We start from the raw sequence: 20,116 nt of genomic DNA, 5'->3' as shown, positions 1-20,116 counted from the left end.
TGTTGGTAGTCAAAAATGCACATCTGCGCGCAGGCTGTGGTATACTTAAGACGTAAATTCAACCGTCAGAACTTTTTCAACAGACGTTGGAGGAGAAGTCGTAAACTATGCACTCGTATGTGGTTGGGGTTGATTTAGGCGGCACCCAAGTGCGAGCAGTACTGAGCGACGCCACAGGACAAATCTATAAACGTGTGGCTACGGCCACCAAGGCGGATGAGGGCCAGGATGCAGTGATTGGCCGCATGAAAGCCTTGATTGACCAGGTGTGGCCCAAACCAGACATCGGCGTCGTCAAAGCGATTGGGCTTGCAGCGCCTGGCCCGCTCGATCCGACCCCCGGCGTCATCGTGTTTGCACCCAACTTGCCCGGTTGGGAGATGGTGCCTTTGCGCAATATCATTGCCGGAGCTTATGGCGTACCGACCTTCCTGGGCAATGACGCCAACCTGGCTGCCCTCGCCGAGAATCGTTTTGGCGCGGGTCGCGACATGTCCGACATGATCTACATCACGGTCAGCACCGGCGTTGGCGGCGGCATCATTTCGCATGGCGAGATGCTGTTGGGCAGTCACGGCTTTGCCGCCGAGGTGGGTCACATGACCGTCGAGGCGCAAGGCATCCGCTGTCTTTGCGGGAACACAGGCTGCCTGGAATCGTATGCCAGCGGCCCCAGCATCGCCAGGCATGCGGTTGACGGCTTGCGCAAAGGCGCGGTCAGCATGGTGACAGACATGGTGGCCGGCGACTTAGGGCGGATCACCGCCAAGGAACTGCACGATGCGGCAAAGGCCGGCGACGCCTTTGCGCAAGCGGAGTTTCGCCGCGCCGGTTTCTATCTCGGTGTGGGCATTACCAGCCTGCTGCACCTTTTCAACCCGCGCATGATTGTGCTGGGCGGCAGCGTTTCGAAGGCAGGAACGATGCTCACCGACGTCATTTGGGAGACGATTCGCGCCCGCGCGCCGCGGCAGTATTGGGAAGGCCTATCCATCGTGCCAGCCGCCCTGGGCGACGATGTGGTTTTGATCGGGGCCGTGGCCCTGGCTGAGGCTGAAAGCCATCGTCAGAAGCAGACTATGGCGCGCGTCTGAGTTGAAAATAGGCCGCGGATGAACACGGATCACCGTGGATTGCCTGTTTTCATCCACGGTTGTGCGCCCTGCGCAGGGGCCACGGACCGCGGCCATGCCCGATGGCGGCGCGCACACAACGCAGGAAAAGAACAAATGGTTTTCTATTTGACCTTCTGGGAAATTATCGGCTTTGTCTTGATTGCCATCCTGGTCATCATGACCATTTTCGCCATCATTGAGCCAGGACCGCTGCAGCGCAGATCCCGCAATCCGCGCGGGCAAGGGACGAATGCCGACCCCACGGTAGAAAATGATCCGCATTGATGCGCACGCCCAAACCGCGTCCTTTCTAGAACGGAGATCGTCATGTTGATTCAGGCTTTGCGCGATACGTCGCTCATCATTCTCTCCATTCTGTCGTTCATCATGTGCCTGGTCCCCCTCATCATCATGTTCTTTGCGGTGCGCGGCACCCTGGCGCTCAAGCGCAAAACGCAGGCCTTTGCGCCGCAAGCACAGGCCAAGGTGCGATGGGCGCAGGCGCTGGTTGACGGCGGGGCGGAGAAAGCCGCAACTCCGGTGATTCGCGCCCATAGTTTCTACGCTCAGTGGACCACGACCGGACGCGCCCTTCTGCGTTCTTTGCGACGTTAGGCGCGCCATTTCATTTCTGACTCAAGGAGCAACAGCACAATGGAAAAAAGACAACAACGTCTCGTCTTTGGTCTCATCATTGGCGCCATCTTCGGCGTCGTATTGGCTTGGATTGCCACGAACCGTGATGAACCAGAGAGCAGTGCCGTAAGCCGCCTACAGCCGGGCGACTGGGTGAAACTTGGAATTAGTCTGCTCGGCGTCGCCCGCCAAATGAGCGAATTGATCGAAGCAGTCTAGGCTTTGCGGCCTCAAGGCCGCCGCAGGCGCGGCACTTTTTACAGCCTGCGGCGTCATACTATGCGGCAAGCAGGCGCTACTTGCGCCTTGTTCCTGAGGCTAGAAAAGGAAGCCCAGGTCTGCTTGCAGAATAGTTGGCGGCCGTCATTTCAGCAGAAATGCACGACAAGGCTCCCGAAACAGTTGAGGCGAAGAGGCGACGCCGCCAAGAGACACAAGCGAGTTTTGGTTAGGAGGGTTTGCCGTGAAGACACGACTGCGACCGTTGTTCATCGTCATGCTGGCCGGCCTTATGCTGGTCACGCCATTTGCCGCGCTGGCTGCGCCCGCTGATCCGGCGCCAGCGGCAGCCAGTTGTAGTACATACTACACCGTGCGCGCCGGTGACACGCTCACCAAGATTGCTGCCCGCTACCATACCGACGTCTGGACGCTCGCGCGCGCCAATGGCATCACCAACCTGAACCGAATTCATGTTGGGCAGGTGCTGTGTATTCCGGGCGGCAGTACACCGCCAGCGTGCCCGATCACGTACGTGGTTGCGCGAGGCGATACCCTGGTAAAAATCGCCAATCGTTTCCATGTTTCAGTCCTTGGTCTGCGCGCAGCCAATCAGATTGGCGACATCAATCGTATCTATGTAGGACAACGCCTGCGCATTCCGTGCAATCCACCGCCGCCGACACCCCCAACGCCCCCACCTCCGAGCAGCGCGCCGTGGACAGCCAAATTCTACAACAACGAAGATCTGAGCGGATCGCCGGTGTTGACCCGCCGCGACGCGGCCATCAACTTCAATTGGGGCTTTGGATCGCCTGCACCCGCCAGCGTGATGGCCGACCATTTCTCGGTGCAGTGGAGTCGCAGCGCCAGTTTTAGCGGCGGCACTTACCGCTTCTATGCACGCAGCGACGACGGAGTGCGTTTGTGGGTAGACGGCGCGAACCAGATTGATGAATGGCGCGAGCAAGCCGTCACCGGTTTTTACCGGGATGTCGTGCTCAATCCGGGCGCTCACACGATCGTCGTAGAATACTTCGAGCGCACAGGTATGGCTGAAATCCACGTTTGGTGGGAAAAACGCTGATCGGCCGAACCGATTTCAACTGAACCAGAGCCAGACCTTCTGCGGTCTGGCTCTGGTTTTTACACGGCCAACCCATCTCACTCAGGGAGCACGCGCTCGAGCCACGTCAACGGGTTGACTGGCGTCATGCCGATGCGCATCTCCCAATGCAAATGAGCCCCTGTGGAAAGTCCTGTGGTGCCCACCTCGCCAATTTTCTCACCGCTCTTCACGTGCTGCCCCACCTTGACCGCGATCTGCGACAAATGCCAGTAACCTGTGTGTAATCCGGCGCCGTGATCCAGAATGACCGCATTGCCGCGCACGGCGAGTGTTTCTGCCAAAACCACCACGCCCGGCGCCGGCGCCACGACAACCGTGCCCGCCGGCGCACCAAAGTCCTGCCCCTCGTGAAAACTTGCCACCGGCCCACCGTTGTAGCTGCGTCGCGTGCCAAACGGCGACGTAACCTGAAACTCGCTGCTTAGCGGCCGCGTAAGAACCCCTGTCCACTGCGGCGCTAGATCGTGCTGAGACCAGATGATGTTCAACGTGTTTCGTTCGCGCGCCACCAGCGTGGGATTGAGCAGCTCGCCTTTGTCCGCAGGCAGCACCAGATGCTGAGTCTCAAAGCGGCCAGGCTGCACCGGCACAGGCCAACGCAGGTGCAGTCGCTGATCGTCTGGTTCCGAGCGCAGCCAAGCTGGCAGGTCAAGGCCATCCATATCCACATCCAACCAGCTCAGGCCTGGCGCAGCGAAGGGGTGAATGCCGAATAAGGCCCAGACGCGCCCCACGCCGCCTGCCACCGGTGCCAGATCCTCCCCGCTGTAACGAACTGCAAGCGTCAGCGGGCGGTTGGCGGACACGACAACAGCGGCCGCGTCCCCTTGCTGGGGCTGCGCTGGCGCGATGTCGAACCGATCAACGCCCAATGCGGAGAAATCGAGCAGGACTGGAACTTCGATTACGCCGCCAGGCTCCAGTGACATTTTAGACAAAGGTATATTGGTTTGTTTCAATAGGCTCTTCGCTATGCGAAATTTCTTCGCCAGGCTGTCCCATGTTTCTGCAGGCTGAACCAGGTAACGCAGGCGCGGCCGCACATTGACGGCCTGGTCAGGGCCAGCGCGCGGCGGGATCACCAGGCGCTGACCGATTGCCAGGCGGTCAGGATTGTCCAGCTTGTTTGCTTCAACCAGCGCAGCCGTGGTGACGCCGTAACGCGCCGCAATCGCACTCAGCGTTTCACCGGCCGCCACCACATGCACCGTAGCGCCCGCCTGCGCGGCCTCTTTGCCCCAGACATCGCTCGCAGAGGCAGTTAGCCCAGGGCTGACCCACAGACTCAAACCAAAGGCGAGGATCAAGCCAAAAAGCAAGCGTCCCATCCAGCCGTATTTTGGCATCGGTTTTGACATGCCTTGTTTCCTATGCGATAATCGCGTCAATCATGTTCTTTTAGAGGAATTCTTATGCCCATTACTGAAGCGCTCGCTGTAGCTCAGCAGCGCGAGCCGCAGCGACTCCTGCGCTTACAAGAACTTCTGCGCATCCCCAGTATCAGCACCGTGGTGGCAGCGAAACCGGACGTTGAACAGGCAGCCGCCTGGGTCAGCGCGTATTTGCAAGAGATTGGTCTCGAACATGCGAGTGTGTTGGAGACCGGCCGCAACCCGGTGGTGTATGCCGACTGGCTGCATGCGCCAGGCCAGCCCACAGTCCTCTGCTATGGTCATTACGATGTGCAGCCAGCGGATCCCGCAGAACTGTGGCGCACTCCCCCCTTTGAGCCAACCATCGAAGGGGACAATCTCATCGCCCGCGGCGCCGCGGACGACAAAGGCCAGTTGATCATCCACCTGGCCGCCGTCGAAGCCATGCTCAAGGCCGATGGCCGCCTGCCGGTCAATGTCAAGTTCATCATCGAAGGCGAAGAGGAGATCGGCAGTCCGAGCCTGGACGCCCTATTCGATACCCATCACGATCGCTTCCAGGCCGATGTCTGTCTCATCTCCGATTCGCACATGTTGGCGCCTGATTGTCCCGTCATCATCACCAGCGTGCGCGGGCTGATGGCCCTGCATATCGAGGTGACCGGACCACACAAAGACCTGCACTCAGGTATCTTTGGCGGCGCGGTGCAAAATCCCATCCAGGCGCTGAGCACGATGCTGGCGCAGTTGCACGACGCCGATGGTCATGTCACCGTTCCGCATTTCTATGACCGCGTGCGCCCGCTGACAGATGAAGATCGGGCCGGCCTGGCACAGCTGCCCTTTGATCGCACCGCATGGCTGGCTGAAGCTGGTCAGCCGCCGACTGATTGGGGCGAGCCTGGCTATACCATTGTCGAACGCACCACCAGCCGGCCCACGTTGGAAATCAACGGCTTTGCGGGCGGTTTCACCGGCGACGGCATCAAGACCGTGCTGCCCTCACGTGCGGTCGCCAAGATTTCCTGTCGCCTGGTTGCGGATCAAGACCCAGAGGAGATCCGCAGCCTGCTCAGCGATTATCTGCAGTCGTTGGCGCCGCCGGCTGTGCGCGTCACGATCCAGCCGATCCAGTCTGGCCCTGGCGCCAGCGTCAGTCGAGATCATCCCGCCATGAAAGTAGCCAGCGCAGCCTACAAGGCCGTCTACGGCGTAGAACCGCTCTTTGTGCGAGAAGGCGGCTCGATTCCGATCGTGGCCCTGCTGCAGAAGAAATTCGGCATGGCTTCGCTGATGATGGGCTTTGGCCTGCCCGATGATGGTCTGCACAGCCCCAACGAGAAAATGAGCTTGTCCCAGATTCGCCGCGGCGTGGCCACCATTCTTCACTTCTTCTACGGCTTGCGCGGCTAACGCGCTGGCCCATCGGGTGTCTGCGCCGGTCGAAAGGCCAGCGCAGGCGCCCGAAAAAACTCAAACGCGGTACTTTTCCGGCTTCAATACTCCGATGAACGGCAGATTGCGGTACATCTCGTTGAAATCAAGCCCATACCCGACGACAAACTCGTTCGGAATGGAAAAGCCGATGTAATCCACAGGCACGTCCGATTCACGGCGCTCCTTTTTGTCGAGCAGCGAGCAGATGCACAAAGAGGCGGGGTTGCGGGCCAACAGTAAGCGCCGCAAATAGGCCAAGGTATGCCCGCTGTCAATGATGTCCTCGACGATCAGCACGTTCTGACCTTCGATGCTCTCTTCCAGGTCCTTCAGAATCTGCACGACCCCCGTAGATTGGGTCGAAGCGCCATAGCTCGATGTCGCCATGAAGTCAATCCGATGCAGGATGCTGATTGCGCGCATCAGGTCGGCCAGGAACACAACGCTCCCCTTGAGCACGGCAACCAAAAAAAGGTCGCGGCCCGCATAATCGGCGCTGATCTGCGCACCCAGCTCACTTACACGCGCCTGCAAGGCCTCGCGTGAGATCAAAATGCGCAAGATGTCGGCTTCCATTCCTTCGGGATCCTGGCCGGTAGATGCGGCCTCGGCGCTCAAACGGTTCTCCATCCTTTCCTCCTCCAACGACTCATCATCATGCCCAACCTCACAGGCTGTTATGAACTTGTCATGGCCTCTTGAGGTATGTTCCACGGGCGCACGCGCGGCGCGGGCGGCGGCGACACAACGGGAACCTGCGCCAACGGGCCTTGCGCGTCTACGAGCTGGGCGGCCACCCAGCCAACGCGCTGATCCGTGGTGCAGCACACCTGCCACCACGCGCCCCTGCCAGCCTGCGCGGGCGCTCGACCCACGATGGGCAACCGCCTGCCAGCGGCCAACTGCTCCAACACCGGGTAATCGGTGCCAGGTCCATAGCGCAGATTGATCACATCGCCGCGCACCACCACCTGGGGCGAAGAAGGTGTGGGCGCGGGCGTCGGGGTCGGTCGCGGTGTAGACGCGGGCGCGGGCGCGGGCGCGGCGCCTTCCCCACGCTTGTAGCGTGCGACCCAATCGCGCGTCAAATCCAGATAGCGACTGCCATAGGCCTGACTTGGCTCGATGTAGCTTCCTTCCGGCCATTCATTCCATGACGTAATGATAACCCAATCCGCGCCGCTTGCGAGTGCGCCATTCCAGGTCTTGGCATAGTAAGCGCCGTCGTCGCGCGGCCGAATGAAGGCATCACCGCGGCCAGTGCGCGTATCGTTGTAACCCGGCATCACGGTGGCTACCCAAATCTTGCGTCCCCAGGTCTGGCTGGCGGCGCGCACGCGCTGCCCCCACTTGATCAAATGCACGCCAGGATCGGCCGACCAGGCCACGCTGTAAAGGTGGTGTCCGTCAAAAACCTGTTGGAAGCTAATATCCACGCCTTCCGCGATCCATAAGGCCTGGCGTCCGGGATCAACCGCATCACGAAGCCCCTGCCATGCCCCCACTCCAAAGCGCTGCTGACGCCAAAAGAAAATGACCGGACGGCCGTCCACCCGCAGATACGCCGGGTGGTTGGCATGAGTCGCTAAGAGCGAACGCAAGGCCTGAGTCACATCGCCGCTTGATCCAAAAAATGGCCCTTGAGTCTCGAAGTCAATGGCTATGCGAAAGTTTCTAGCCGCGGCCTCATCGAGCAGCATGCGTAGATTGGTTTCGGTCTGATTGTTCTCCGTACGTGGGCCGTACCAACTCACAACAAACGCATCAATGCCAGCGCTCTGCGCCTGCTCGATCTGGCGCGCCATCGCCGCACGATCCCGTGATACATAGAGTGCAGCCGGGAAATCAGGGACTTTGTCCTGGCGCCAGGTGTTTTCATCGAACCAGTTATAGTAAAACGCCAACACCAGGCGCTCGCCGCCCAAAGCTGCCGGCTGCCGCGGCGGCGCGGCCATGACCGCTGGCGACGAGAGGGTCATCAGCAGGGCCAATGCCCAGTAGAGACGGGCGCGCGGCGCGGCTTGCGCACGTTTCTCATCAGGGGGTTTCTGTGAAATAGGTCTTCGCATGTTCCTCAACATTTTCCGGTCGCATGGACCGCGATCATTCTACCAAAGGTCAATCAAAGCCCAAAACCACGTCATGACGACGTACGTGGTCGTTTTCGGTTTTTCGGTTGCTTTCGAGTATAATCGGCTCAACCACGCATGAGGTGAGAAAATTATGACAAGGCGCCTGTCAACTCGAGTTGCCGTGTTGGGAATGCCCGTCGCCCTGATCGTCGTCTTCATTGTTCTTGCACAGGTCTTTGCCCCATTTCCATCGGCCACGGCGACACCCCAATGGACAACCGTTGTTTTTCAACAAGGCGCTGCCGGCTACACTGGCAGCCGTGACACGACCCTGAGCGCATTGACCCCCGCCCAACCAGATGGCTGGCGCAACACGCTGACTTTGGAGTGGCAGGCGTATTCCGAAGACAGCAGCCGCGCCCTGCTCCTGTTCGATCTCCGTTCGATTCCGATCACGGCCACAATTGGCAGCGCGCGCTTGGAGTTGACAGCAACGGACATTACGTCAACGCGCGCGGTGACCATCAGCGCGGCGCCGCTGCTGCGCGCGTGGGTGGAAAACGAAGCGACCTGGCAAGAAGCTGCGGCCGGCGCGCCCTGGCAGCAAGCAGGCGCGGCGGCCATTGGCGCAGATCGCGACGCGCTGCAGACGATCGGTCATGCGGACAGCCGCTCGATCACGGTCACACTCGACATACTGCCCTTTGTGCAGCGTTGGACCGCCGAGCCGGCCAACAATGCTGGTTTGATCTTGCAACTCGCGGGCGAACCAGGCGCTTTTGCACGCTTCAATCTGGCCAGCCGCGAGAACAGTCAAACCATGCAGCGGCCGCGCCTGACGATCAGTTACACGACCGATCCGCTGGAACCGACGTTTACCCCCACGCCAACCGATACGCCAACAGTCACCCCACTCCCGATGGATACGGCCACGCCGCTGCCTACCCCAAACCCGTGGATTACGACAACGCTCGTGCAAGGCATGAACGGATTTCAGGGCTTCTATGATGCGACCATCACCAGCGGCACGCCGAATACAAATTACGGGGCGCGGCCGGAAACCACTGTCAGTTGGATCAGCTACTGGCCTGGGCCAAATGACCGCACCCTGATGCGGGTAGATCTGTGGCAGATTCCATCCACGGACACGGTCAACGAAGCCACGCTCAGTCTTTACGTCACGCGGCGCAGCACGGCGACGCCCGCGCGCCTGCGCGTGTGGGGAATGCTGCGTCACTGGTCCGAAGCCACGGTGACTTGGACGCGACCCCATACCGAAACCGCGGGAATCTGGGTTGCGGCCGGCGCTGCCGGTTTGGGCGCAGACCGCGAGGCCGCGCCCGCGGTCGAAGTGGACATCAACCAGGATCAGGGCTGGGTGCATATCCCTTTGACCAACCTGGTGCGAAACTGGACGGCCTCGCCCGAGCGCAACTTCGGTTTGATCCTGGAAGTTGAAGGGCTGGACTGGGAGACCGTCCATTACACCTTTGCCGCAGCTGACAATCCATCGCCCGAACTGCGCCCGCGCCTGACGATCAGCCATGCCGCGCCTGGCTCATGGCAGGTCAAACTGGCGCAGGAGGGGCGCTATGGAGAGAACGTTGCCGACGATGCCACCATCAGTTATTGGCAACCGGCCCTGCCGTTGGGCGCTGACTCTTACCTCACGCTGCAATGGCGCCGCAGCCCCAATGACCGGCCAGATACGCAGCGCAGTTTGGTGCGCTTCGATCTGGATGATGTGCCAACCACGGCGCGCGTGCGCGAGGCGCAGATGTTTTTCTTCGTCCCGGCTGGGCCAGAAGGCGAACCTGTGCAGCTGCGCGGTTGGCGTCTCCTGCGGCCCTGGAACGAAACCGAGGCGACCTGGCTGGGACCAGTCAGTGGAGCAAAATGGGGACTGCCAGGCGCGGATCACATCAGCCACGATCGCGCCGGCGAGCCGAATGCCGACACGGTATTCACGCAGTCCGACGGTTGGGTTGCCCTGGACGTGACCGAACTGGTGCAGTTCGAGATTGCCAATCCAGACGAAAACTACGGAATGCTCCTGGCAATTACCAGCTTGAACGGCACCGATGCAGCCTACACCTTCTTGAGTTCACAGAATGGTCAAGTCAATCTACGCCCGCTGCTGCGCGTCGTCTACTCGACAGACCGTGACCTGCCCACGCCAACGCCAACGGCAGCTTCCACGGCGACGCCCTGGCAGAATGTCACCTTCCGCAAGGGACTGTATGACTTCGACGATGTGCAAGACACAACCCTGGTGCGTTGGCAGCCCACCACCAACCGCGGCACGTTTTCTCTCCTCACCGTTGGCTGGCGCGACGATTTCGACGATCCGGCCGAAGACCAACGCGTGTTGATCCGCTTCGGCTTGGACAGCATTCCGTGGAGCGCCCCGGTGCGCGACGCAACATTGTCGTTGTACATTCCCTACAGTTCCAATCCCCATCCGGTCAATCTGAAGGTATACCGCATGGTGCGTCGTTGGTGGGAATATCAAGCCACCTGGCAAAATGCCAGTACTGGCGGTCCGTGGACGCGACCGGGCGCCGACGGCTCGGAGACTGACCGTTTGACCGATCCCACGATATCCCAGATCATCAACCAACCCAACGGCTGGGTCAATCTCGACATGACTACGTTGGTGCAGTATTGGCTCAACAACCCTGGGCAGAACTACGGCTTCATGTTGATGATTGAAGGATTGGATAACCAGACCGCCTACTATGACATCCGCAGCAGCACCCATTGGCAGGTGGACACGCGGCCCACCCTGCGCATTGCTTACACCACCGATCCGTCTGTGCCAACCGCCACCAGCACGCCAACCTACACGCCGACGCCAACGCCCGTCAACACGCCAACGCCGGGTTACTGGCAAACGCTGGTCCTGCAGCAAGGGCGAGAGGGCTACACCGGCATGCAGGATGCTCGGATTGACTCGTATGCGCCTGACGCGAATCACGGCGATGACGCCTATCTGAACATCCGTTGGTCGAACGACATTTGGCCAGCCGCCGCCGACATGAAAGGGCTGGTTCATTTCAACCTGCAAACCGTGCCGCCAGGCGCCGTCATCCAACAAGCGACCCTGGAACTGTACCAGGTCAGCCGCAGCAATGCCACGCCGATGAACCTCTCGGTTTATCGAATTCTGCGCACATGGTGGGAAACAGACGTAACCTGGAACCGCGCGATGCAGGATGTCGGCGGCCCGCTGCTCTGGAGCAGACCGGGCGTCGCGGGCGCCAACAGCGACCGTGAGAATGAGCCACTCATGCGCAGCGTGATCAACAGCTACTCAGGCTGGCGCGTGTTTGATGTGACACGTATCGTGCAACTGTGGGTCAACCAACCAGCTGCCAACCGGGGGCTGCTACTGGAGGGGCAGACAGACAACAACGACACGGTCCTGGTCAGCTTTGCCAGCAGTGAATATGGCCGCGACGCCGGCTTACGCCCGCGCCTGAGCCTGGTCTACACCACGAACTCCGCTGTGCCGACCGCCACACCCACGGCCACCTACACGATGACCCCGCTGCCCACGGCGACGCCAAGCGCAACACCCTCGCCGACGCCCATTGCCGTTCCCGACGCACGAACGTTGATCCTGCAGCAGGGCGTGCGCGGTTATTTTGGCGTCAATGATTCCTGGATGAGCGCAGGCTCTCCATCCACGACCCATGCCTCAGAGTCCATTCTGCGCGTGGGTTCAAGCTCACAGGACACCGTGGCACGCGCACTTCTGTCCTTCAACCAAGAAGCGCTGCCTGCGGAGGCCGAGGTGCTGGGCGCGTGGCTGGAGCTGTACTTGCACGATCGTTCCAACGGCGCGCCGCTGACAGTCAGCGCGCACATGATGCGCCGGGGTTGGGCGGCGGCCGCGCTGACCTGGCAGCAGGCCAACACCGGCCAGCCCTGGGCTCTACCCGGCGCCAGCAGCAGCCTGGATCACGACCTCACCGCGCTTGATGTGCAGAGTCTGCCGGATCAATCAGGTTGGGTGCGCTGGGATGTTACGCAAGCGATCAGGCTCTGGCTGCGCGAACCAACTGCGAACTTTGGATTCTTGCTCAAAGGCGATGGGCCTGCCAGTGTGCAGGTTGGCTTCAACAGCTCAGAACGAGTCTGGCCCTCCGGTCCGCCCACCGCCGGCCGGCCGCGCCTGGTGATCGTGTATCGCATGCCGTAGATTCAGCCATCAGGCTCGACGAGACGCCAGCGTCGCTGCCCAAAATCAACAGTTCGCCCTGCCTTGAGTCTCAGGCAGGGCGAACTGTTTCAGCCTTTGTCCGGGAACCGCAGCTCATCCAGCGCGCCAATCGGCGGCATGTGCATCCAGCAAAGCGAGTTGAATGCCCTCGGCGCGGTTGTCTGGCTCAGAAGTCAGCGCATCAAGGTCATCTTCCGCCACTTCGTTGCCCCATTGACACCATGCTTCTCGAGAATGCCTCGCGAACAGTTCCAGGAATGGCCCAGGGCTACACGCCTCGATAATATCGTACAGTTCTTCAGGTTTCCGTGAGTGCTCGCGCTTCATGGATCGGAACAGGTTTACTTGTCGTCTTCCTGGCGGAAGGGTGCGCAGCGAATTACGCACTCCGAACAACACAAGCTCGGTGACGTTACGGAAGTAGAAGCCGACCCCTCTACCGTCAGGCCCACCATCTTTGCGGATCTTATACCAAACCAGGTTCGTTTTATACGTGAAACCCCAGCGGCTCATAGTTTCAAGTCCCTGGGCTAAGAGGGCATTGGGAACCCACAGGTAGAGGTGACTTTGTTCGGCAGCCAACTCGCCAACCGGCAATTGGTAAATCTCCTCGAAATCCAGGGTCGCATAGCGTCTCAGGCGTTGATGCTCAGGCGCCATCTTGCCCGTTCGGTTCTGAAATCGCCATGGAGGATCGGCAAGAATGGTGCCAAATTTGCCGTGAACCTGTGCAAGAAGGTCTTCAGCGGCCGTCTTGGACATCTAATTCTCCTTCAGCAGTTTGCGTGTAATGCCAAAAATGAGCAGCGGGCAACCGCCGCCACGGCCCGCCTTTAGACGTGGCAGCAACTTGCCAAGGTGTGTTGTGCTTGCCCCGTATTTCTGGGTAATACCCAGCTCGCGAAACAGCAAGTTCAGGTCCTCGCTACGCGTCACAATAATTCCAACACTGATCTTGTCGTAGTCGAAGAAAGTACGGAAAGCGAACAAATCTCTGTCAAACGTTTGGTCCTTGCTATTCCACTCAAGATCGAAAGCGACGCGGCCTTTGATGTAGTCAATCTTGTGCGTATCTTGTTGGACAGTCTGGTTGTCCACAACGAGCGCAGCACTCAGTTTCCCTTCTATCCAGCCTCTGGGACGCAGGATACTTGAAAAAGTCTTGGGAATCTCGCTTTCGTTCCCCCCGCTTTCAACGACTTGGGCCTTGGTAAACCTGAAGATGCGAAGTCCATCGCATATTTCTTTGTACAGATCTGGAAACTCACTGAATAACAGCGCAGCGGCATGCCGATACTCATGCACATCGTACAGTTCGCGCAGATCTGCTGGGACGTGTAATTCAATTCCTGGCGTCATGGATTATGCCTCACCTCTGCCAGGGCCAACGCCGGGGCTTGGCCGGTTCTTGCTCTGTAGCCGGTTCCGACGTCCCTTCTAGCACCTCCTCGGCCAGCGGCTCCAGCGGCGCTTCGCTGGAAGCCATGACCGGCAGGTCGTCGAGGCTGACGGGCCGATCTGGATTGGTGGGCCGCGAATCCAGCGCAGCAGGAGCCTCTGGCGTTGCCGGTGGGGAGATGTCTTCGGACGCCTCCGTCGGCGCAGGCAACGATAAGGGCGTGACCGCATCGCTGGGAGACGGCAGTTGGCCCGCGCCGCGCTGGTAAATACTGGTCAAAATAGGCGCCGCAATAGCCAGCGGAATCGTGCGTCGCACAGGCACCGCGCCCGCCTCCCATAACTGGCGCAGCGCCGCGAAATCCCACGCCGCGGTCAGGATGCCCTCGGTGGTTTCTGCGCCCACTTCGGCCATGATGCCCGTGTAGCGGTTGGTGAACTCAAGCGGCGCGCAGATGGCGCTGCGGCCGATGAAAGGCTCCGTCTCGCCTGGCGTAAACGGGTTGTAGCCTACGGTAAAGCTGATCGCGCCGTAGAGTTGGTTCTCCTGCACCCGCGCCAGCAATCCCGCACGCAGGCGATGATAGAGGGCCGGCTCTGTACACGCGCCCAGGCTGATCAGCATCTCTGCGCCCTGGTAAGCCAGGATGCGTCCCGTCTCTGGATACAGAACATCTGACCCCAAGAGCAGACCGATGCGCCCCACTGGCGTCGAAATGGCGCCCCAGCCGTCGCCAGCTTCGGCCAATGCGGCATTTTCGCCCGCCATCACCACGCGTGATTGCTGGCCCAGCACCGCGCCTTGCGGCCCAAACACGGTAGCGACATTGCGGATCCCGCCATCCACGCTGTCCACCGTGTAAAGGCTGCCCGCCACGATCGTCGCGCTCACTTCCTGGGCCAGACGGCCAAACAACTCAGCATAGCTGTCCCACAGCGTTTGGCTGTTTTGATCCAGTAAGCGGCCCAATTCCCGCTGAAAATCAGAGCCGAGGAGGCCCGCGGTTCCCGCCGCCATTTTGCTGCGCGCGCGTTCCCAAAAATTCACGCGGCTTTGCCGGCCGCGGTCAGCCTGCTTCAAGAGACCGGCGCGCAGTCCGTTGAGCAGGGGCGGCGCGGCCATCATGCCGGCCAATTCGGGAAATACGATCAACTGCGCGCCTTTGGCCTGCGCGACGCGCAAGAAACGCCGCAGTTCGCTCTCGAAGTCGGCCAGGTCGGCCGGTAAACGCATTTTTTGCTGCACGACACAAACGATCACATTGTCCATCGCTCCCCCCACCCATCGGGACATAGTCACCCAAGAATTGTAGCACGGCCGCGGCGGCAGACAAAATGCGGAAGGAAGCGGAGAGCAGGTAAAATGACGTCTACCATGCTATCGGAATTTGGGTTTGGGATTTTGGGGCGACCGTGCTAAGATGGAGACGCTGAGATTCGACTGTTGTGAGGAGGATACATGGCCCAGCCGCGCTATGAACGACCGATGACCAATGCGGGTCGCCCACTGCCGATGACGGAGCTGTCCTGGCGTAAAGAGGTCGTTTTCGTTTGCCGTCTGTTGTGGGAAAAAGGCTACGCCATTGCCAGCGACGGCAACGTCTCGGTGAAGTTGGCAGCCGGTCGCTATCTCGTCACGCCGAGCGGCTTCAGTAAAGGCTTCATTGAGCCAGACCAACTGCTCATCGTCAACGACCAGCTCGAGGTCATTGGTTCGCAGCACGGCGCGGCTCGCGGCTTACGGCCCAGCTCAGAGATGCTGTTGCACCTGGAAGCCTATCGCCAACGTCCGGACATCGGGGCCGTCGTCCATGCCCACCCACCCATTGCGATCGCTCTCAGCATTGCTGGCATTTCACTGGCGCGCTGCCTGCTCCCGGAGGTCATCATGGGCATGGGTCTCATTCCCACCACCGATTATGCAACGCCGGCCTCCGCCGAAGGCGCGGTGGTCATTCGTGACCTGATCAAACGTTACGATGCGCTCATCTTGCAGCGCCACGGTTCTGTGACCGTGGCCGGGACGCCGTTCGAAGCCTATCTGAAGCTGGAGAAGCTGGAATCAGCCGCCAACATCACGCGCATCTTGGTGCAGGTCGGCCAGGAGCGCCCCTTCCCCGCGGACGAAGTGGCAAAACTCGTGCAATGGCGGCAAGATAAAGGCCTGATGAAGCCTGGTCAGGCGGAAGATTTGTGCGAAACATGCGGTGTGTGCCTGCGCAACGGCCGCTGCCTGGTTGAATCGCGCTAACGGCGCATTGGCCGGGCGCCGTCCGCGCCGGTGCATGCCGTCGTCGTGGTCGCCCTGTTTCCCAGACGCGAGAAGCATCGCCATAACGGCCCAAAGATTTGACGGGCGCGCGCATCTCTGGTAGAATCGCCCCAGTCCTGGAAAGAATTATGGGATGCCCCCATCGTCTAGAGGCCCAGGACATCACCCTTTCAAGGTGGAGACAGGGGTTCGAATCCCCTTGGGGGTACCAGGCAGCAGGCAAATCCTCACCAATCGGTGAGGATTTTGCTTAGTCAGCACCTTCGGTGAGGATCATGTCGGCTTTTCCCAAGTTCATCCTACGCAAACTCTACCTCCCCCAAAGTCTCCGCAGCCGCAGTGACGGCTTCGAGTTCGTGGTCAAGAACAACATCGCGCCAGTCACGGTGATTGCCCTCAACCAGATCACGGCCGATGCCGACGCCTATGGCGCAAGCTCGATTTTCGTGAGCGGGCATGATGGCCGCGAGCGATCGGCGACCACAATCCAGGCGCAGGCGCCCCTACAGCTGAGCAGGGGCATCGAGGTGCGCGTCCGAATCGTGGGCAAACCGCTGGCGGTGGGCCAAAAACATCGGCTGGAGATTCACGTCGCCACGGCCGAGGTGGGGGATGTGGACATTCCGATTGATGACACCGCGCGGGCAGCAGCCAGCATTCCCGTGACACCAGCCGCCGCTGCGGACATGCCCGCCTGGCGCCAGGAGCGAATCGAGGTTGCGGGCGCAATGCCGTCGTCCGGCCAACAGCGCCCGGTGAAGATAGCCATCGTCGGCGCCGGCAGCACCGTCTTTGCCCGCCAACTAATGACCGACATCCTGGCAATTCCCACGATGCATCACGGCGTCTTCGCACTGGTGGATATTGACAGCGAGCGATTGGAATTGGCGCAGCAGATCGGCGAGCGGCTGATTGCACTCAGTCAAAAGCCGTGGCGTATCGAAGCCAGCACGGATCGCACACGCGTCCTACACGATTGTGACTATGCGATCAACACGATTGAAGTAGCCGGGCTGGCGAATGTGCGCCACGATTTCGATATTCCACTCAAGTATGGGGTCAATCAATGCATTGGCGATACGATTGGGCCGGGCGGCATCTTCAAAGCGCTGCGCACGGGCCCGGCCTGGCTGGACATCGTACACGACATTGAACGGCTCAGCCCGCGCGCGATAATCCTAAACTACACGAACCCAATGTCCATCCTGACCCTGGCCGCGCTCAAGACAACGCGCCTGCCCGTGGTGGGGCTTTGCCACTCCGTGCAGGGCACCTCCCGCCAACTGGCAGACTATCTGGATGTGCCCTATGCTGAGTTGTACTGGCGCTGCGCGGGCATCAACCACAACGCCTGGTTTACCGTATTGGAGCACAACGGCGTTGATCAGTATCCACGCCTGCTCGAACGGGCGCGCGACCCAGAGATCTATGACAGCGATCCCATTCGCTTCGAGATCGCGCGCTTTTTCGGCGCTTTCGTCACGGAGTCGAGCGGCCATTTCTCGGAGTATGTGCCCTATTTCCGCAAGCGACCTGAGTTGATCGAACGCTACTGCCGTGCTGGCTATCGGGGCGAAACGGGCTTCTATGCCAACAACTGGCCGCGCTGGCGCCAGGCCAACGATGAAACCATCCGCGCGTTGTTGGCGGGTCAGGCCGAAATCAGCCTGGCCCGCAGCGAAGAATACGCGGCCGATATCATCGAGGCGCACCAACTCGACCGGCCTGCGGTCATCTACGGCAATGTACGCAACCAGGGGCTGATTGACAATCTGCCCGATGGCTGCGTGGAGGTCGCGGTGCTGGTGGACCGCCATGGGCTGACCGCCACGCACTTTGGGCCGCTGCCGCCGCAATTGGCCGCGCTGAACCGAGCGCACATGGCCGTGCATGAGCTGGTCGTCGAGGCGCTGCTGGCGCGCAATCTTCAAGCTGCCCGCTATGCCTTACAGCTTGATCCCCTGACCGCCGCCGTCTGTGCACCGGCCGACATTGACGCCATGTTCACAGAGATGTGGTCAGCGCAGCGCTCCGATCTGAGCTACTGGGACGAATAAAAAAGAACCAGCCGTGCGGCTGGTTCTTGGCAACGTTCCAATCCCTGCACAGCGGCAGGGTGACATCGTGCAGTCAGGTCGGGATGCCTGCCTGCGCGATGACCGGACGCTGGCGCAGGCGCACGGTCTTGGCCCGGCGGCTGGCCGTGAGCGGCGCCCACATGGGCGGGTGCACAGGCAGTATGGGCGCGGGCTGGCGCGCCGGCTGATAGCCAATCAGGCGCATCAGGTCGGCCTGAGACTGTGCGGCTTCCACGCGCTGCACCAGACGACCCTCTTTCTCCTCAAAAATAATACGTCGCGGCTCCGGGCTAAGGCAGTGGTGAGCGCCGCCGCGGCCAGAGATCATCTGCTGGTACGCGCCAATACCGCAGACCGCAATCACAGTACCAACGCCGGAGTCGGGCAGCATCAGCGGCGCATTGCCCGGCCTCGGATAGACATCGTCCGAATCGCACGTGCGCCGGCTGCCCAGCCGCACCGCGCGCACAGGGCGATCCCAGCCATCCAGCGGCAAGATGATGAAGCGCTGGTCAGGCACCAGCACGCTGTCAGGGGCCGAAACCATCAGGCTGCCATTGATCAGATACCAGTCTGGCTGTCCCTCAGCCCCGGCCTTCACCTGTCCCACGTCGAAGAGGAAGAGGCTGTGGTTCGCGACCGTATAGCGACCAAATTCACCCACCAGGTCAGGCATCGGCACGCGATACTCGGCGCACAATGCGCGCATCTCTTCCATGAGCAAAGTCAAGAAGCCGGTGTAGTCGAATTCAAAATCGAGCCGGTAGCCAGAGGTGGGGGTGCCGCCTCCATAGTTGAAAAAACGCAGCGTCGGCACACGCTGGCGCAGTTCGCAGTAGTTGCGAATTGAAGCGCGCAGCGTGGTCAGAAAATGATCGGCATTCTCCACCTGGCTGCCAATCATGGCATGATACATCACCACGGCATGAGGCGTGCCTGCCACTCCAGCAGTGATGGCGTCCATTTCGGCGGCGGTCAGCCCAAAACGATCGTTCCCCGGATGAGAGCCATCACGGTTGCCGGCCTCCCGCTCACGCAGCCCAAACTGCATAGGAAGTGGGCAGGCGCGCAGCGTGGCGAACTCTTCCAGGTCATCGAGAACAGAGATCACCTGCGAAAAACCGGCGCGACGCAGACGCAGAATGGCGTCCGTGTAATGTGCTTCTTTCGACCCATTGCAGATCAGCATGCGGTCTGCTTTTAGAATGCCTTGCTTCCAGAGATGGTGAGCAATCTCCACGTCCGCAGCCGCCGACGTTTCGTAGTGAGCGCCGGCCTCCAGGGCTGTGCGTACGACGTCGGCGGCAAAATTGGCCTTCGTTGCGTACGCGTACAAGAACGTTCCCGCGTAATCCGTCGTGCGCGCGGCCTGGGCCGCCCACCCCATCATGGCATGCACCTGGCGCGTGATTTGCGGCAGATACGCCAGTTCCAACGGCGTGCCATAGCGAGCCGCGAGGACATTCAAGTCAACACGACCACCGAGCATCAGGTGGCCCTGCTGACGGGACATGAAATCGGTCAAGTGACCTTCCGGCGACCGATGGAACCGGGACTGCATGAAAGAAGCAAACGTCTGCAACTGGACCAATGCCCTCCTATGATCTGTGCGATGTCTGTGCAGCCAACCGCTGCCCGAAAGTGCCCATGCGGCTCACCCGCGCGGGCACACACACACAAAACGCCAGGCAGATGATTCACACACCCAGCGTTGCTCCGCGGCGCGCCAGGCAGGCGCGTACGCAGCAAAAAAGTATACAGTTACCTGATGTGAGCGGGATTGGTTGGCGCAAGAGTCGCCGTCAACAAAGGACGGCGCAGCGTTCGTAGGATCGTGCAGAGGGCAGAAAGAAGCCCGCATCTGAATCGTTGCGGGCCGGCGGCGGAGAAAAAGTCTTCTGGATCACTCAGTGAGTTGAGAAGACGCGCCTCAGCCGCCCAGCCTACCTGACCGGTCGTGTTCTACCACGCTGTTTTCTGCGTCAAACACCCGCTTCGTAGAGCAAACGTCCATAAAACCTCTAGAAAGCTCGTGCGCTGGTCAAAGGTGACATCGAGTCACCAAGGTGTTCAGCATGCTGAACGTCTTGCCTAACCATGTCATTGCAACTGATGTCGCAACGGCGAACGAGCGGCCAACAGCAACGTTTGATTCGCTGCCA

General features: G+C 60.4%; 16 protein-coding genes and 1 tRNA gene. 10 read left to right on the top strand and 7 right to left on the bottom strand.

From position 1 onward, the window contains the following. The first annotated feature begins 107 nt into the window (after positions 1 to 107). The 5 genes from ACPQ6D_RS05580 to ACPQ6D_RS05560 all read left to right on the top strand — a co-directional run bounded on the left by ACPQ6D_RS05580 (position 108) and on the right by ACPQ6D_RS05560 (position 3,057). On the top strand, positions 108 to 1,094 hold the full coding sequence (locus ACPQ6D_RS05580; RefSeq protein ID WP_423223311.1) for an ROK family protein: 987 nt from the start codon (positions 108 to 110) through the stop codon (positions 1,092 to 1,094). A gap of 135 nt (positions 1,095 to 1,229) precedes the next feature. Beyond that, on the top strand, positions 1,230 to 1,400 hold the full coding sequence (locus ACPQ6D_RS05575) for a hypothetical protein (protein WP_423223310.1): 171 nt from the start codon (positions 1,230 to 1,232) through the stop codon (positions 1,398 to 1,400). A 42-nt stretch (positions 1,401 to 1,442) separates the two neighbouring features. After that, positions 1,443 to 1,730: a hypothetical protein gene (locus tag ACPQ6D_RS05570; protein ID WP_423223309.1), complete on the top strand. Its 288-nt coding sequence runs from the start codon at positions 1,443 to 1,445 to the stop codon at positions 1,728 to 1,730. 39 nt (positions 1,731 to 1,769) lie between these two features. Further along, positions 1,770 to 1,970 carry a hypothetical protein gene (locus tag ACPQ6D_RS05565; protein WP_423223308.1) on the top strand — a complete coding sequence of 67 codons (201 nt, stop codon included), beginning with the start codon at positions 1,770 to 1,772 and terminating at the stop codon, positions 1,968 to 1,970. Between the two features lie 244 nt (positions 1,971 to 2,214). Beyond that, positions 2,215 to 3,057, top strand: a complete 843-nt coding sequence (locus ACPQ6D_RS05560; RefSeq protein ID WP_423223307.1) for a LysM peptidoglycan-binding domain-containing protein — start codon at positions 2,215 to 2,217, stop codon at positions 3,055 to 3,057. Positions 3,058 to 3,134: 77 nt separating this feature from the next. Here ACPQ6D_RS05560 and ACPQ6D_RS05555 read toward each other — a convergent pair whose 3' ends face one another. Next, on the bottom strand, positions 3,135 to 4,457 hold the full coding sequence (locus tag ACPQ6D_RS05555; RefSeq protein ID WP_423223306.1) for a peptidoglycan DD-metalloendopeptidase family protein: 1,323 nt from the start codon (positions 4,455 to 4,457) through the stop codon (positions 3,135 to 3,137). A 54-nt stretch (positions 4,458 to 4,511) separates the two neighbouring features. Here ACPQ6D_RS05555 and ACPQ6D_RS05550 point away from each other — a divergent pair, with 54 nt between their 5' ends. Further along, the gene (locus ACPQ6D_RS05550) at positions 4,512 to 5,885 is read left to right on the top strand and encodes a dipeptidase (protein ID WP_423223305.1); all 1,374 of its coding nucleotides are present in this window, start codon (positions 4,512 to 4,514) and stop codon (positions 5,883 to 5,885) included. Positions 5,886 to 5,945: 60 nt separating this feature from the next. Here ACPQ6D_RS05550 and hpt read toward each other — a convergent pair whose 3' ends face one another. Both hpt and ACPQ6D_RS05540 read right to left on the bottom strand, forming a co-directional pair. Further along, the gene (gene hpt, locus ACPQ6D_RS05545; protein ID WP_423223502.1) at positions 5,946 to 6,485 is read right to left on the bottom strand and encodes a hypoxanthine phosphoribosyltransferase; all 540 of its coding nucleotides are present in this window, start codon (positions 6,483 to 6,485) and stop codon (positions 5,946 to 5,948) included. A 101-nt stretch (positions 6,486 to 6,586) separates the two neighbouring features. Beyond that, the gene (locus tag ACPQ6D_RS05540) at positions 6,587 to 7,978 is read right to left on the bottom strand and encodes an endo-1,3-alpha-glucanase family glycosylhydrolase (protein ID WP_423223304.1); all 1,392 of its coding nucleotides are present in this window, start codon (positions 7,976 to 7,978) and stop codon (positions 6,587 to 6,589) included. 154 nt (positions 7,979 to 8,132) lie between these two features. On the opposite strand from ACPQ6D_RS05540, the gene ACPQ6D_RS05535 reads away from it, so the two are divergent. Further along, a complete protein-coding gene (locus ACPQ6D_RS05535; RefSeq protein WP_423223303.1) occupies positions 8,133 to 12,185 on the top strand; it encodes a DNRLRE domain-containing protein in 4,053 nt (1,350 codons plus the stop codon). Positions 12,186 to 12,299: 114 nt separating this feature from the next. On the opposite strand, the gene ACPQ6D_RS05530 is transcribed toward ACPQ6D_RS05535, so the two are convergent. Genes ACPQ6D_RS05530 through ACPQ6D_RS05520 form a run of 3 tightly spaced genes read right to left on the bottom strand, consistent with a single transcriptional unit; the run spans position 12,300 to position 14,874 of the window. Beyond that, positions 12,300 to 12,968 (bottom strand): MT-A70 family methyltransferase, encoded by a 669-nt coding sequence (locus ACPQ6D_RS05530; RefSeq protein ID WP_423223302.1) that lies wholly within the window; start codon positions 12,966 to 12,968, stop codon positions 12,300 to 12,302. After that, positions 12,969 to 13,565, bottom strand: coding sequence for a BglII/BstYI family type II restriction endonuclease (locus ACPQ6D_RS05525; RefSeq protein WP_423223301.1), 597 nt, complete (start codon positions 13,563 to 13,565; stop codon positions 12,969 to 12,971). It lies immediately after the preceding gene. 10 nt (positions 13,566 to 13,575) lie between these two features. Continuing rightward, positions 13,576 to 14,874, bottom strand: a complete 1,299-nt coding sequence (locus ACPQ6D_RS05520) for a nitrilase-related carbon-nitrogen hydrolase (protein ID WP_423223300.1) — start codon at positions 14,872 to 14,874, stop codon at positions 13,576 to 13,578. Positions 14,875 to 15,063: 189 nt separating this feature from the next. On the opposite strand from ACPQ6D_RS05520, the gene ACPQ6D_RS05515 reads away from it, so the two are divergent. From ACPQ6D_RS05515 to melA, 3 genes are all read left to right on the top strand, one after another. After that, a complete protein-coding gene (locus tag ACPQ6D_RS05515) occupies positions 15,064 to 15,855 on the top strand; it encodes a class II aldolase/adducin family protein (protein WP_423223299.1) in 792 nt (263 codons plus the stop codon). 156 nt (positions 15,856 to 16,011) lie between these two features. Beyond that, a tRNA-Glu gene (locus ACPQ6D_RS05510) sits at positions 16,012 to 16,087 on the top strand. 64 nt (positions 16,088 to 16,151) lie between these two features. Continuing rightward, on the top strand, positions 16,152 to 17,933 hold the full coding sequence (gene melA / locus ACPQ6D_RS05505) for an alpha-galactosidase (protein ID WP_423223298.1): 1,782 nt from the start codon (positions 16,152 to 16,154) through the stop codon (positions 17,931 to 17,933). Between the two features lie 73 nt (positions 17,934 to 18,006). Here the strand turns inward: melA and ACPQ6D_RS05500 are convergent, their stop codons facing one another. After that, positions 18,007 to 19,479, bottom strand: coding sequence for a type III PLP-dependent enzyme domain-containing protein (locus ACPQ6D_RS05500; RefSeq protein WP_423223297.1), 1,473 nt, complete (start codon positions 19,477 to 19,479; stop codon positions 18,007 to 18,009). Between the last annotated feature and the right edge of the window lie 637 nt (positions 19,480 to 20,116).

This window comes from Candidatus Amarolinea aalborgensis (genome assembly GCF_900491745.1).
In the GTDB taxonomy this organism is placed as follows: domain Bacteria; phylum Chloroflexota; class Anaerolineae; order SSC4; family Amarolineaceae; genus Amarolinea; species Amarolinea aalborgensis.
Note: the sequence above shows the minus strand (reverse complement) of the source record. Positions and strands in the feature narration are given on the sequence as shown.